Source organism: Prosthecobacter debontii, from assembly GCF_900167535.1.
In the GTDB taxonomy this organism is placed as follows: Bacteria; Verrucomicrobiota; Verrucomicrobiia; order Verrucomicrobiales; family Verrucomicrobiaceae; genus Prosthecobacter; species Prosthecobacter debontii.
In genome coordinates this window covers 140,542-155,700 of the sequence record NZ_FUYE01000016.1, presented here as the reverse complement: position 1 = coordinate 155,700, position 15,159 = coordinate 140,542, and the positions used below count along the sequence as shown (strand labels likewise).

Here is a 15,159-nt window from a genome sequence, read left to right as displayed (position 1 = left end):
CGACGAAGGTGATGCGGTACTCATTTCCGGCGGCTCCTTTTTCCTTGGCCTTAATCACCAAGCCTCCATCAAAATAGCTTTTTTGGGCTGCGTCTCCCTGATCACGCGCTAAGCAAATGAGAAAGTAATTCGAAGCCAATCGATTGGCTGTGCATTTCTCATTATAAAGTGGTCCATAGGCATCGTAAAGACCATGAGAATCATCGATATGTTTGACCTGAATGGCATTACCCGCCACACCGGGCATTGCTGCTCTATAGCTGATACTAGGAAACTCACAGCTTGCGAATTTGGCACCTTCTCCAGTTTTCCTTGAGAGTTTCACGGTGATATCGTTTCCATCGACAGTGGCACTCAGAGGCTCGTCAAGCTCACCTGGCTCCAAGATCACTCTCAGATCATTGCCTGCAGCACCAGCAACCTTGGCTTTGTAGGTGATGCCTTGATCTTCAATGCTGGCCCTCGCCCCTGCATCGGTGGCCAGTTGCACTTCAATGTCGCGGCCATCAACTATCACCCCTGCCTCTTGGTTAGCCTCGTCAGCCTTTAGTGTAATAGCCACCTCCTGACCCATAATATGGGGCGACTTTTGCTCATAAGTAATCCCTTGATTAACCAACGAATCCTTCACCCCGGCATCGGTCGCGAGTCTGACAACCACATGGTCATCTCCATCCATGCTGACTCCTAGGGGCTGATTTGCCTCAAGAGGTTCTTCAAGAGAAACGGTAATGCCATTTCCCGCCTCACCTTGGGCGGTGGCCTGATAAGTGAGCCCTTGCTGTGACGCCGTCGCTTGAACACCAGCGACGTGAACATACGCCGCCTGGTCTGGAACAGACGGTCGATAAAGCTCCAGAGTCGTTCCGTCCACAGGTTGGGATGAAGTTGTGGTGGCTGTATAAGTCACCCCTTGATTAAACAGTGCATCTGTCGCTGCCTGCCCTGTCGCTAGGTTCACGACCACATGGTTCTCCCCCTCGACGGTGACACCGAGCTCTTGATTGCTCTCGTCAGCTTTCAAACTCACACTCACGTCGTAACCCGGCGCACCTGAAGCAACGGCCTCGTAGCTGATGCCCTGGCTAGTCAGGCTAGCCTGTCCTGCCATTAGCTCAGCACTGCTGGTCCGATTGCCGTTGCCATCGTAACGCAGAAGCTTGCTCTCGATCAAGGTGCCTTCAGGTTGATCGAATTTCGACCATCCTGTCAGTTGATTCGCCTTATTGTAGTCATAGGTCCAATAACCAGGCTCATCACCGCCAGTCACGGATTTGCTCAGCCGATTGTTCGCCTCATTGTAGGTATAAACCGTCGCTATATTCCCACTCGCCGGATCAACAACCGTTTCCGTCAGCAGCCGGTTGGCATCATCATAGGTCATCGTGGTGGAGCGTAAACCCGCCGTTCTAGCAGCATTTGCTTTCCATTCCTCCGCATGGAAGGTCACATTACCGATAGCATCATGTATCCACTCAAAAGCCGCTAGGACACCGCTCGGAGTCAGGTTAGATGAGTGGGCATACAGAGTGCGGTATCGAAGCCGCCCGAGTTCATCATACCGATTCCGGGTGACCTGCCCATTGCCTACGGTCATCATGAGTGCCCGCCCTGCCAGATCGTAACCATAGGTGGTTGTGCGCCCCCCTTCATGGATCACCTCGGGGCGATTTAAGGCATCATAGCTTGTAGCGACACTTCGACCCGTGCCGTAGAAGGCCGAAACTCGATTCCCAGCCAAGTCATAACCATAAGTGTGCAGTAATCCTTGTGACACCTCTGCTTCCACACGTCCCAAAACATCATAGGAGTACCCGACCGTTGCCTCGGAGCGACCCGCTTCGAAGACACTCAACAGGCGACCTGCGGCATCGTAAGTTTGAGTTCTCTCCAAATCAGGTGCCGTGACTTTGCACAAGCGATCCCGCACATCATATTGATAAGAGGTGGAAACCTTATTGGCATCTGTTTGGCCGATTTTATGCAGCGCATTGTATTGATAAGACCACGTGTCTCCGTTGGCAAACGACTGTGATAAAAGGCGATTTTGAGCATCATACGTGAACAGCGTCTTTTGCTCTCGCCCGTCCTTCACCAACACTCGATTGCCGCTCTTATCGTATTCAAACTGATTGATAATTCCCTGATGATCGACTGTCCTTTCGAGACGTCCCAACACATCATAATTATTGGTGATGGTTTGCTCACCGGGATTGGTCACTGTCAGCACATTCCCCGCAGGATCATGCGTGCTGATCGTCACCTGAGTTTGAGACTCGACTGAGGGAGCGATCGAAGCGTAAGCCCGACCAGCACGATCATAACGAGTCAAGGTGAAGCGCCCAAGCGGATCCGTCACCTTCACAGCACGCCCCAGATCATCGTATTCCGTCGATGTCTCAGGGTGGGCAACACTATCCGTCTCCGCATCAGCCACTTCTGGAAAAACAACCTTCACAGGGCGATTGCGTTCATCATACTCCGTTTCCGTGATGTTGCCACGCGGGTCACTTTGGGCGATGACATTGCCAGCCGCATCATAAGCTTGCCATACTTGAGGCTGAATCAGTTGATTTCCCTCGCCTGGAACCAGAACTCCAGGCTGCATGGTGACAGTCAAGCGACCAGCGTTGTCATAAAAGTTCCGGGTCGTGTTTCCCAGTTCATCCGTGCTGCTCCAGACTAGTCCAGATGGCGTGTAGCGGGTTATCCTTTCGGAGGCCGGCACTGGAAACTCCGCGTGTTGCGGATCTGCGGGCAACACCACCCGCACCGCACGCCTTAAACCATCAAACTCAGTTCTCGTCACTCGCCCCAGTGGATCGGTACTGCTAACCGGATTACCGACATCATCATAGTCGGCTCGAGTTTCGATCTTGAGGGGAGGACTATGAGAAGTATCTGTCAGCACCGTCCGCGTCTGACGATACATGGCGTCGTATTCATACTTCGTGACAAAACCGCGCGGATCAATCGTGCAAAGGGGCTTGAAATCACCCGTTGTCAAAATAGACCCGCCTACCCAGTCCTGCGTATTGGGATTATCATCGACGTAGTGAGTGATCAATTTGAGATTCGCATCCTGACTGTCACAGTTGACCGTTGTCAAAGTGCGCCGCCCAATCAAATCATACTCATGCTTGGTGCGCACACCGCGTGCATCTGTTTCATACACGGGCAAATTAAAGTCGTTGTAAATGGTTTCTGTCACCAAATCACCATCGTAAATAGGTAAGCTGCTTGTCGTTCCAGCCGTCACCGTCGTGTAAGGTGCATCCTTCGTTCCATTGCCATTGAGATCAACGGTCGTCTTGACACGTCGGTTGAGATTATCGTAATCGTGAAAGGTCTTCACTCCTATCTCATTGAGTTCCTCCACGAGATTACCGTGATCATCATAATCGAGACTTTTGAAAGTCTCATTTGGGTAAATGACTTTCCTTAACCGGAGAGTGACCGGATCATATTCAAATTCTGTCGTGTAACCTCGCGGATCAGTGACCGTCTTCTTGCTTCCATTACCCGTGTAGGTATATGAAGTGATCAATGGTAAAGACTCGTTAACCGTAAGTGTTGTAGGGTTGTCTTCATTCCCAGCATAAGTGATCTGATGGGCAATTCGTCCATTCACATCCGAAACGAAATCCGTTCTCATCTCTCCGATCGGGTCAGGCGATCCCGCAGGCACATCATCAAGGCCTGTTGTCTCAACGATCTGAGAAGTCATAAAACCAACGAATTCGGGATCGTTATACTCGAAACGGGTCGCACGCAAAGTATGCCCCGAGGCGTCTTTAACGGTTTCTTTGGTGCGTAATCCGGTGGTCGAATTGATTTGATATTCGGTGGAAACACCGAGCTCATCCGTAATTTTGGTCAGAAGACGGAACTTGTCTTCATATTCATAATGTTTGGACTGACCTAGAGCATTTGTCTCCGTGGTCGGATCGTCAAATTTCAGCGCACCCAAATAGGCCCCAGAAATGGATGAAAGCGAAGACCCTAAAGTGTAGTCATCGTATGAATAACTTGTCACGTTTCCGCCGATATCCGTGATTTTTTTCAAGGCCATCCCTGCATCTGGATCAAACTCATAAATCTCTGTGCCAGCGGCAGACGTGAGCTTCATCCGCGTAAACGAAACACACACATTCTGAGCACTATCAATCGACAACGGAACCGGACAGAAAATCCTTGGCGATGTGAAATGATAAGTATAAGTCCCAGCAGAACTTGATTCGACCTTTGTTACGATGCCTGGCGTGTTTATCGTTCGATCGGAACGATATTCCAAGGTTCGATCTCCAGAAAAGGTGACTATCTGATTATTGGGCCGAGTAATCTTTTTCAAAAGTTTGGGAACGCCAGAAAGTCTTTTCATCCGAGGCGGCTCACTTTGATAACCACTCCAAGAATAAGCAGCTGCCTGGGAGACAAACTCATAATCGAAGAAATGAGAATATCCTCTCTCATCTTTAATCAATCTCAAGTCCACATACCCATAACAATCAGGCATTGGAGAAGTTGGATCTGGATCCAGCTCGTATTGAAGATCAAAGGTGTGATCATACTCTACTCTTTTTTCATCTTCCACCTCTCCACGAGTAACACTTTTCAAAACCTGCACGTTATTTAAAGCTCCAGCAGATTCTAAAATGTCATACTGATAACGCACTGTATCTCCAGCCGGACCACGAACTCCAACTACGCGTCCATGTCCATTCTGCTCGACTGACAAGACTTGATTCGGTCGATCCGGGTCATAAATCTTGGATGGGATAAGTGTGTTTAAATTTGGGTATTCATAAAACAGCTTATTCCCAAGTCGATCCTCAACTTGAAACATTCTTCCATACTCATAAATTGTTTTATGCTTACTTCCCAGCCGCCGATCGGATGAAATGATTTGTGAAGCTTTTCCTTCAAATTCACCCACCTTTGCGCGAAGATCGGTTAAATGAGTCATTTCATAGCTGCATACAGTGCCAAACTTTTTGATTAATAACCAACCACCTCCGGTTCTGATCAATCTATCGTAACAAGTCTTCGCATCTTGTTTCTCTTCCAAATCAGGGAGCCATTGTTCGTTAATTCCACCGAAAGCTCCTCCTACATGTACAAAGCTGTGTGCTATGCCATTTTCATCAACAGCAGTGGCCCTGAAAGGTTGATTACTTTCACTTTCTGGATACGAAAAAGTAATGCTCGGGGTTAAGTTGGACGTGAATCCTGCGCCGAAAGGTCGATCAGGGCGTTCATCCGGACGTAAACCATGGTTCCAAGACCAAATCTCTGGACTGAGCGTGCGCCTGACACAAAGCGGAATCTCAGATGCTCCTGCACGGCTCCAAATGTCCGTGACAGAATGACGCAATGCGCGGGAATAAGCGTCCACATAAGTCTCATCCGCAGGGATGTCATTTTCTTCCGACATTTGAGGTGGAGCATCGGATAACGGAACTCCGTTTAAACCAATTTTACGATACCGCGGCCCTGCTGTATCTGAAGGATTAAGCCCCCTAACTTTTTTAGGATTAGCAAACATGAGATAAACTGGAAACAAGCTTTCATTAGAAGGAGGCAAGAATAATTGTTCGCTTGCGTTCTGCCCTGCACTAATGACAAATTCATGTCTGGGCGCGCTCTCACCCATATTCTGATACTCATCTAAAAGGTAATATTCCTGAATGAATCGGCAAGTCGCCAACCACCCAGCAGGTAGCCCAAACTTAACTTTAGACCAAGTCTTTGTTTTTGTAGCTGACTCTAGATCTGCTGCCATGACGATATCGCCATCTTTGTAAGTCTCCCAATTCGGACTCAAATTACCTGCACCTGGCTCAGGCTCTGTAGGATACCAAATGGGCTGATCCCAATCCAAGTTTTCGTCATACCACGGCAAAGGCCACCCATCCTGCCTCCCATTTTCTAATTTATACCAAGCATTATCATTGCCACTATAGCTTGCGTGTTTATATGAAAATTCAGGTGATATAGATCGCAATGGCTCCACATGGATATTGAGAAAGAAATCCTTAACAAAACTCGAACTCAATTCAGGAGGCTGAGGAAGCGCCGGAGGCAATGCAAGACTTCGATCCGACGGTTGTGAATCATTCCAATCCAGAGGTTTTGTAAACTGCCCGGTGGATTCCGTCGGTGCCTGATAATCATGCACCCTCGGACTTCGGCCCGCCCAATATTCTTGCCAATTAGTCAATGCATCCGCATCGAAATTTTCATTTCGGTCTCCAGGATCACGGATATCCAGATGATATTGATGCTCCCAGGCATCCGGCAGACCATCGGCATCCATATCGCCGGGTGCTAATGAGGCGGTCCAGGCCGTCCCCCTCACAGCATTAATCCACTCGAGATCGGATATCCCTTCGTATGTGGTTTTACTGGCAAGGTCCAAACCGAATCGAATTTCTTCAAAATTCAACAGGCCATCACCGTCGGGATCTTTGACCGAATCTCCAAAGACATATTTATTCAGCACCACAGGTCCGATCCCATTCCAATAGTCTTCTTCAATATCCGTGATACCGTCTTGATCGAAATCATAGATCGGCAAGTTGCCATTCAGGGGCGTTCCATCAAGGTATTCTTGAAGATTGCTAACGTAATCGGCATCGAGATCCCCCTGAGCGTCTGCACTATTATTGGGGTCCATTTCATAAAACAATTCAATTGGATTTGGAATACCATCTCCATCATCATCCGCATTATCTACCATCAGATAATCCAAGTAAATAGAGCTGATGGAGTGACCATTTAAAGGACTAAGGTGTTTACCCTGAATAGGAGAGGTATAAACAACTAATTCCTCATAATCTGTTAGACCATCACCATCACTATCCATCGCGAGAGGGTCCGTGCCAGCAACGATCTCTTCACCATCACTCAACCCGTCTCCATCTGAGTCATAATATTCGGGATAAGTGCCAAAAATTTGTTCGTCAGAATAGTTAAGTCCATCGTAATCCCAGTCATCCCAAAGCTGATCATCACTTGGGTGACTATCCTCCGAATCGTTGTAACCGTCACCATCGCTATCTGTGTCTATGAATTCCCAGTCGTCAGGTATGCCGTTATAGTTCCAGTCATTCCACAAACTCGCGTCTTCTGGATGAGAATCATACTGATTTACATAACTATCACCATCAAAATCTTCATCCGGCTCGTTCTCTGCATTAATCCCGTTGTTGTCCCAGTCACTCCAAAGACTGACATCATTTGGGTGTGAATCAAAAATATCGGCTCTGCCATCTCCGTCTGAATCTACAGTTTCCTCATCATCGTTGTATCCGTTATTATTCCAGTCTTGCCACAGCGATAAGTCGTCTGGATGTGAATCATACAAATCATTGTGCCCATCTCCATCAGAATCGGTTGTAGATTCATAATAGTCACTAAGTCCATTCCCGTTCCAATCGTCCCACAACGAAGCATCTGAAGGATGAGAATCGTCTATGTCTAAATAGCCATCGCCATCATAGTCCATCTCTTCCCATGGTCCTTCTTCGCTATCGTTAACTCCATTATTATTCCAATCGTCCCACAGCGAAGAGTCATGAGGGTTAGAGTCAAAGAGATCATTGTAACTATCTCCGTCTGAATCCATCTCTGCTTCAGCGGTATCGCTGACCCCATTCTCATTCCAGTCGTCCCACAAAGACGGATCAAAAGGATGCGAATCGTCTGGATCGAGATGGCCATCATTATCGCTATCATCAGGGGAACCACCCTCTTCCCCATCATTCGTGCCATTATCATTCCAATCACAATATAATGACGAATTTAAAGGATGCGAATCCTCGGGGTTTTTATAACCATCACCATCCCAATCATAATAACTATAACCTTGACCGACGACATTGTAATTCACCTCGTAATAGCCATACGCTTCGTCATGGTCACTGTAGCCGTTGGCATTACTATCCCACAGCCGGGGATCATAACCTCCACCTAGCCCTTCTAATAAGTCGATTTCATCACCATCCGTGATACCATCATAATCCGTATCGGGATTGTAAGGATTGGTTCCCCAGGCTGCCTCCCTCAGATCTGAGATGCCATCATTGTCGCTGTCACTATCGGATCCAGAATACTCCCAATAGAGCTCGTCTCCCGGGTCAAATTCGCCATTTTCGTTCCAGTCTTCGTACTGAATATAAAGCGTACCTGTCCCTGGGTCATATTCAGCCTCACCTAGATTGACACCGTGTAAATACGGTGTGGTTGATAGAGGCATCATCACCAAAAGCAATAAGGCCAACCAACGCCGAATGCGAGAAGCTCGCAGAACGGACAAGACTTGACTACGATAAGCCCGAGACCAACGCCTAGATGGATGCTTCATATACGTATTGAATCAAGGATTTTACTTTTTATCGGCTGCGGACTGACTGCTCACAGGCTGTGGCGCACTAACTGACTGAGCTTTCTCAGGAATACTCGGTGATCGGATAGGTGCACCTTGCGGATGAGTCTCAGGCAGTCGTGAAGTGGCTGCTTCTTCAGTGGGCTTTAAGGCTGAGTTGAAAGTCCTTTTCACTGACGCAGGTTTCATGGGAACAGGAGGACGCTGCACTGGGATGTAGGTCACATTAGCCGAGCTCCCGGGAATAGATTGCTGGCGAGGCCTCTGATTTCCAGCTTGCAGCGATGAAATTGGCTTCACTCGTCCCGGGGAACCCACACTCTCGTTTTTAGGGTCCAAAAAAGTCACGCTTAAGGACAACACCACCAATGCCGCAAAGAGTGGCCAAGCAGACCAAGACATTTTAGCAGAGTGCACATGACTGGAATTTTTGACCAGCATTGAATCGAGGTAAAAAACCAACCCTAAAACTACTAAAAACACCTCAAGTCTGTAAGAAGGAAACGATTTGGCATAATCCCAAAAAAATGCGAGTGCTAAAATTTTATACCAAGTATGTGATGCAGTTTCCATTTATAAGATTGATGCGCTTCTAAAGCACATGGTGACATTTTGAACAATAAAAAATTATCACAAGACTATTTTTTGTTTCTTAAAAAAACTTAATTGTTTAAATAATATAAATAATTATAGAATAATCATAATAACTGATTGAGTGTTTCAAAAAAAACGCAAACCACACCTCGTCTAATTCAACCCAAGAACTGTGTGCTCTCGTTCGGCAATATGGGCTGACAGCATTGAGGCAGGTTTAATGGTCGTCGGGCTAATCCGGCCTGGTCAACATCTGCGAACGCTGGATCAAGCTGTCGAAACCAAGCCCGATTTTCCCTGCATCAACGAGGACAAATTAGACGTCACTGCCCGACGCTTGATTCTGCGGCGATTTTTACTGAATTCGAAACTCGCGACCGATCTGAAGTCATTCCGGTCCCGAGCAGCACTGGCGTGGCTCACGGAGCGTTATTTGATAAACAACTGAGTTCGCCTCCTCTGAGGGCCAGGCGTAAGCATCCCCGAAACCAATGACAACCTGCACTTTTCGTTCGCCCGGGGTGGGATTTCACGGAATACTATCTCCCGCTTCCTGTTGACCGACCCTTTTCTCCCATGCCTCGCACCGCGACCCAAGCCCGCAAGACCGCCGAAACGGACATCCAGATTGAACTCTATGTGGATGGTTCCGGTAGCTCCACCATTGACACTGGAGTGCCGTTTTTCGACCACATGCTGACTCTCTTTGCCAAGCATGGGCTATTCGATCTGAAGGTGAAGGTCATCGGCGATGTGGATGTGGACTATCACCACACCGTCGAAGACACCGGCATCGTGCTGGGCAATTGCTTCCGCGAAGCTCTGGGTAACAAGGCCGGGATCGTGCGGTATGGCTTCTTCCTGCTACCGATGGATGAGACCCTGGCTGAGGTGGCCATGGATCTGAGCGGTCGCCCTTTCCTGAGCTATCATGCACCAGAGAAGATGGAGGCCATCGGCGGTCGTGCCGGGGTATTCAGCTACCAATTGGTGGAGGAGTTCCTGCGGGCCTTCTCCAGTGCTCTCATGTGCACTCTGCATGTCGAGATCAAGCGCGGTCGTGATTCTCACCACATGGCGGAGGCGATCTTCAAAGGTCTGGCCCGGGCTCTGGATGCGGCGACGCAAAAAGATCCACGTGTCACCGGCATTCCTAGCACCAAGGACGTACTCTAATTCACCCTCATGAATCTCGGAGTGCTTGACTATGGCGCAGGAAATCTGCGCAGTGTGCTGAATGCGTTCACGGCCATTGGCCGTGAGGCGAAACTGGTCACGGGTCCGGAGGGATTCGAGGGCCTGGATGTGCTGGTGTTTCCAGGACAAGGTGCCTTTGGGGACAGCGTGCGCATCTTGAAACAGAACCAACTCTGGGAGCCGCTGAAGGAGTGGCTGGCGGCAGATCGTCCTTACCTGGGTTTCTGCCTCGGTTATCAATTGCTGTTCGAAGCCAGTGAGGAATCTCCTGGTGTGGAAGGTCTTGGTGTGGCTCCGGGTATCGTGCGGAAGTTCAAAGCCGAGCACGGCCTGAAAATCCCGCACATGGGCTGGAACCAAGTGCACTGGGAAGAACGCGGGGCGAAGTGGTGGAAGGGACTGCCTAACCCGAGCTACCTCTACTATGTGCACAGCTACTACCCGGATGTGACTGATGAATCTCTGGCGCTCTGCCGCACGACCTACGGCAGTGAATTCATCGCGGGCATCTGCAAAGAGAACCTGATGGCGGTGCAATTTCACCCTGAGAAAAGCCAAGACACGGGCCTGACTCTGTTGCGCAATGCGGTAGCGGCGTTTGAGTGAAGTTCACAGAGTCTTCTGACCTCTTAATGATCAAGAGGTCAGAAGTATAACTAATTTTACGTTTAATTCGTGAACATCATTTGGCGCTAGCCTCCGTTCACTCTCTGTGATAAATGCAGTGAAATAGCGATTCATTCCCATCCGACGAATCGACTGTTTCAAGCATCGCTCTCCCGAGCAACGTGCCCATCATTTCCACAAGACGGTCCCAACCGAACTCTGCTGGAAAGGAATTCTATATGATTGAGCCAGACCTTGGTGATCCCTGCCACCTGCGGTGTCCGTGGAGCGGACGTGCGATGTGCGTGCGTTGTCTGCTAAGTCCGGCAGCCATTGCCGAACATCATGTGAGTCTTGGAGTGACCTGTGGTCTACGCCACATCTACTTCCCCAATTCACTCCCGCCTTGTGTTCATCACAATGGCGAGATTGATTGGCACTACGCTGAAGAGGAATTGGAGGAGGCTCATGCAGCCATGCTGGTCTGATCTCAGGCGGTGCTTTAAAAACCTGCTCCAGTTTTAAGGCACCGTGGAGGTTCAGCTTCCTCGTTTCTCGAAAAAAAGCGTGAACTCATGCCGGTTGTAGGTGAGGTGCGTCTGGGCAAACAACTGCAATCCGGCCTTCCTGGCGGTCTTAGCCGTTCGGCGAAATAGCTCACAGGGTTCGTCCACGGTTTCGATGCGCGGGACTTTCAGCGTGAAAACGATGAGTCCGCCGGGCTTTAAAGCACGGGACAAGCGGATGACGTGATCAATGGACTCATGGGGTGGGCCGTTGAGATCCGAGAGAATGGCATCGTAGATCGTGCCGTCTTTGGCTTCAAAGGTGGCCACATCGGCATGCACAAATCGGAGCCCGGGACGCTTGTCCAAGCGCTTATCCAAGGGGGCACGGTCAATCGCAGTGACGCGTTGTTTGCGGGCCAGGAGTTCGGCAGTCATGCCACCAGGGCAAGCGCCGAGTTCGATCCAGTGGCTGCCTTCCGGCATCGCTGGTCGATGCAGCAAAAGGTAGTGCAACGCCTCAGCAATCTTCGCCCCAGCTCGGCTGATGGTATCCGGTGAGTCCTGGTCAATGTACTTGCTGCCTCCTGCATAGAGACCATTGGCTAGACGCGGTGTCTGCATGCCGCAGAAGAGACCTTCCTTACCCACAAGACAGAATAAGGTCTCCTTTGTCGGGTCCTGCTCCTCGACGGCATTGGCCGCCAACGGAGGAAAGATTTGCAGCGCTCTTCCGCGAAGATTCGAGGCGAGGCTTTTGTAATACTTATCGGGTGAGATGGGATTGAGTTGCCCAATGAAGAGGCCCTGCGGACGACGATCCCCAAACTTTTTCAAAAGCGTCTGGGCCGCCTTTTCAATGAAGCCGTCCATTTTCTGGGGATTGCACGGCCAGGTGTGATCCATCGGCAAATTCCAGCGGGTAAACTTGGCCGCTTCGGATTGTCTCAAGGCCTTGGAATCTAAGGCCTTGAGGAGATAATAATCGTGGCCCAGCCGAGTGCTCGAAGCCGCCCCCAGATGCTTCAAAACATCATCAGCGATACTTTCGAAAATCTCAGGAATGCGCACCAGCCAAGGTCTGGGCTGGGGGGTTAGAGAGGAGGGCACGGAGTCTGGCATGAATCCATGACCTCGCCTCAGCAAGGCTGATGCGCAAGCTGGGTGTGGTTGTTTGACGTTTACTTGATGCCAATGACCATGGAATCCGGTCCGACCAAATGCTCGACACGGCAGTCCCGGAAGCCCGCTTCCTGCATCCACGAGATGCAATCAGCACCTGTATAGTCAAACCCTCCCGGAGTCTCAATCAGCATGTTCAAGCTCATCAAGAGGCCAAAGGCATTCTGGCTACGCGCATCGTCAATGATGGCGTCATAGACCACCACAGCGCCACCGCTCGGCAATGCCGCGTAGGCCTTTGCCAGCAGCATTTTTTTCGTTGGCAGATCCCAATCATGCAGGATGTGGCCAAACAGAAGCACATCGGCCTGAGGAAGCGCATCCGTGAAGAAGCTACCGCCCAGAAACTTGACTCGATCAGACAGTCCATTGTCAGCAATGTAATCCTCAAAGACGGGAGCCACCTCGGGCAGGTCATAACCGATACCCTGAAGATGTGGATGCGCCAAGCTAATCTGAGTGACTAAATCCCCCTGGGCTGTGCCGATGTCCGCACAGGTGCGGTAGTTTTGCCAGGGGAACTGAGCTGCGATGGCCATATTGGCACCACGGCTGACGCCAGACATGGCCCGGAGAAACTCCTTCAAGGCCGCAGGATCTGCATAGAGAGCCTTGAATGGATCATGCCCACCCTTGGATTCGTTTTGCGATTCTCCCGTGCGCAGAGCCGTGGTGAGACTTCCCCAAAATCCGTAGAGACGATGGTTACACATCTCCAAAATGCCCCCGATGTAACTGGGTTTACCCTTGTCCAAAAAGAGGTCGGTCTCAGGGGCGTTTTTGTAAATCTCTTCGTCGCGGATGAGAAACCCAAGCGCCACTAAAGCATCGAGAAAGTCACGCGCCCCTCGTTCATTGAGACCCAAGCGTCCTTGAACAGCATCGAGATCCCCTGGATGCTTGGCCAGTTCCGTGAAGACGTCCATTTCAACGGCACTTAGCAGGGTTTTGGAGGCCCAGAAGCCCATGCCAGTCTGGAGGATACGATCGGGAGAAAGACTCATATATTGCGGTGCGAGGAAAATGATTCACGGACGTCCATCAGCAGTATGAAAGGATAAGCCGACTCACTTTAGGTGAGCCACCTCATGACATCATTCTGTGACTGTCGATGGAGTGATAACCTCTTTTTCAAAGTCGGTTTCATTCACCCAACCTGCTTTGATCTTTTCACCACTCATGAATTTCTCGTAAAACCCGGCGTTATTCGTGGCAGGGTATTCATCGAAGATCTTGCCGTTGCCACTCAGGCGAGGATCTCCCTGCTCTTTGAGTTCGCTCTCCATCCGTTCTTTGAGGCTGCGGATTTTCTCAACATGCACGGACTCTCCGGCCAGGTTGTGTACACAATCGGCATCTACAGTGAGGTCGTAATACTCCTCCCCTGGACGCATGCCAAAGTTCAGCCGCCAGTATTTGTCGGAGCGATCCTTGCGCCCCATCTCCAAGATCAGACTCTTCGTGGCGCCACCATCCGTGTCGAGGTAACCCGTTTCTGGATTTCCCGCAGGCCAGCGAGTCGGTTCATAGTTTTTGAGGTAGAGAGATTCTTTCGTGACGATCCCCCGGATGGGATATCCCCAATCATGAGGGCGCCCCACGTCGGTCCGTTCTTTACCAATGAGGGTGTGATCGCGCTCAGCCAGGACCTGACCGCTCTTTTCACTCTCCCAGATCGGCCGCCAGCTTTTCCCTGTGAGAGGCATCATGCCGCTCTCTTTTTCCGTAATGCCGGCCACATCCAGAATGGTAGCCGCGATGTCGGTGAAATTGACGAAGTCTTCGATCACTCGCCCCGGATTCTTCACCACGCCAGGCCAACGAATAGCGAGCGGGATGTGATTGGAATCGTGATAGGCGTAACCCTTCACCCGTGGAAAAGGCATGCCATGATCGCTGGTCACAATGATGATCGTGTTATCCAGCATGCCGCGCTTTTCCAACTCGGTCATCATCCGCACCAGATGATTATCGGTATGCTCCACCTCATAAGCATAGTCGAGCATGTCATGGCGCACCGTATCGACATCCGGCCAGTAACCTGGCACATGATCAATGTCTGAGAGTTTTTTACCGCCCTTGTTCACGCCGGATTGAAATTCATAACCGCGATGGGGTTCCGTGCTACCATACCAAAAACACCAGGGTTTCCCTTCGGGAGCGGCATCCAAAAAGTCCACGAAGTTTCCAGCGTAGTCATTGTTAGAGATTTCGGGGGTCGCCGGCTCAAGTTTACGTCTGTTGAAGGGCTTACCGGTGATTTGACGCGGTTGACCGTTCTTATCTTTCGCGATCCCAGGTCCCCAACCTTTTCCGGTGATCCCCATGTGCCAGCCTTTGTCCATCAGCACCTCAGGCCAGCTTTTCAGCTTCGCCGGAAAGAAGGCCATGTGATTTCCAGCCTCTTCATTCTGCCAAGCATAACGTCCCGTCAGCACAATCGCCCGAGAGGGAGCACACTTGGCCACGGGCGTATAAGCGTGATTGAAGAGCAAGCCTTCCTTGGCCACTCGATCAAAGCCCGGAGTCTTCACCCAAGGGGTGCCATACACGCCTGCATGGGGCCCCCAATCATCCGCGATGGCAAATAAGATGTTAGGCCGTTCAGCAGCGAATGTGGAACTCACGGCAGCAGCCAGAAAAGCAAACAAGTAAAACTTCATGATCGTGATGATGAACAGATCGGTT

Annotated in this window: 8 protein-coding genes; 3 read left to right on the top strand and 5 right to left on the bottom strand. The window is 50.2% G+C overall.

Annotation, left to right across the window (positions count from 1 at the left end; genetic code table 11):
* The coding region (locus B5D61_RS20070) for a hypothetical protein (RefSeq protein ID WP_078815215.1) at window positions 1-8,317 on the bottom strand (8,317 nt) is incomplete at its 3' end.
* Between the two features lie 69 nt (window positions 8,318-8,386).
* Window positions 8,387-8,959 (bottom strand): hypothetical protein, encoded by a 573-nt coding sequence (locus B5D61_RS25865; RefSeq protein WP_139373390.1) that lies wholly within the window; start codon window positions 8,957-8,959, stop codon window positions 8,387-8,389.
* A gap of 597 nt (window positions 8,960-9,556) precedes the next feature.
* Here B5D61_RS25865 and hisB point away from each other — a divergent pair.
* The 3 genes from hisB to B5D61_RS20050 all read left to right on the top strand — a co-directional run bounded on the left by hisB (window position 9,557) and on the right by B5D61_RS20050 (window position 11,271).
* Window positions 9,557-10,156, top strand: a complete 600-nt coding sequence (gene hisB / locus B5D61_RS20060) for an imidazoleglycerol-phosphate dehydratase HisB (RefSeq protein ID WP_078815213.1) — start codon at window positions 9,557-9,559, stop codon at window positions 10,154-10,156.
* Between the two features lie 9 nt (window positions 10,157-10,165).
* Window positions 10,166-10,783 (top strand): imidazole glycerol phosphate synthase subunit HisH, encoded by a 618-nt coding sequence (gene hisH / locus B5D61_RS20055; protein ID WP_078815212.1) that lies wholly within the window; start codon window positions 10,166-10,168, stop codon window positions 10,781-10,783.
* Between the two features lie 305 nt (window positions 10,784-11,088).
* Window positions 11,089-11,271: a hypothetical protein gene (locus B5D61_RS20050; protein WP_139373389.1), complete on the top strand. Its 183-nt coding sequence runs from the start codon at window positions 11,089-11,091 to the stop codon at window positions 11,269-11,271.
* A 51-nt stretch (window positions 11,272-11,322) separates the two neighbouring features.
* Here the strand turns inward: B5D61_RS20050 and B5D61_RS20045 are convergent, their stop codons facing one another.
* From B5D61_RS20045 to B5D61_RS20035, 3 genes are all read right to left on the bottom strand, one after another.
* A complete protein-coding gene (locus B5D61_RS20045) occupies window positions 11,323-12,411 on the bottom strand; it encodes an SAM-dependent methyltransferase (protein ID WP_078815210.1) in 1,089 nt (362 codons plus the stop codon).
* A 59-nt stretch (window positions 12,412-12,470) separates the two neighbouring features.
* Window positions 12,471-13,475 (bottom strand): methyltransferase, encoded by a 1,005-nt coding sequence (locus B5D61_RS20040; RefSeq protein ID WP_078815209.1) that lies wholly within the window; start codon window positions 13,473-13,475, stop codon window positions 12,471-12,473.
* Window positions 13,476-13,565: 90 nt separating this feature from the next.
* The gene (locus tag B5D61_RS20035) at window positions 13,566-15,134 is read right to left on the bottom strand and encodes a sulfatase family protein (RefSeq protein WP_078815208.1); all 1,569 of its coding nucleotides are present in this window, start codon (window positions 15,132-15,134) and stop codon (window positions 13,566-13,568) included.
* Window positions 15,135-15,159: the final 25 nt, after the last annotated feature.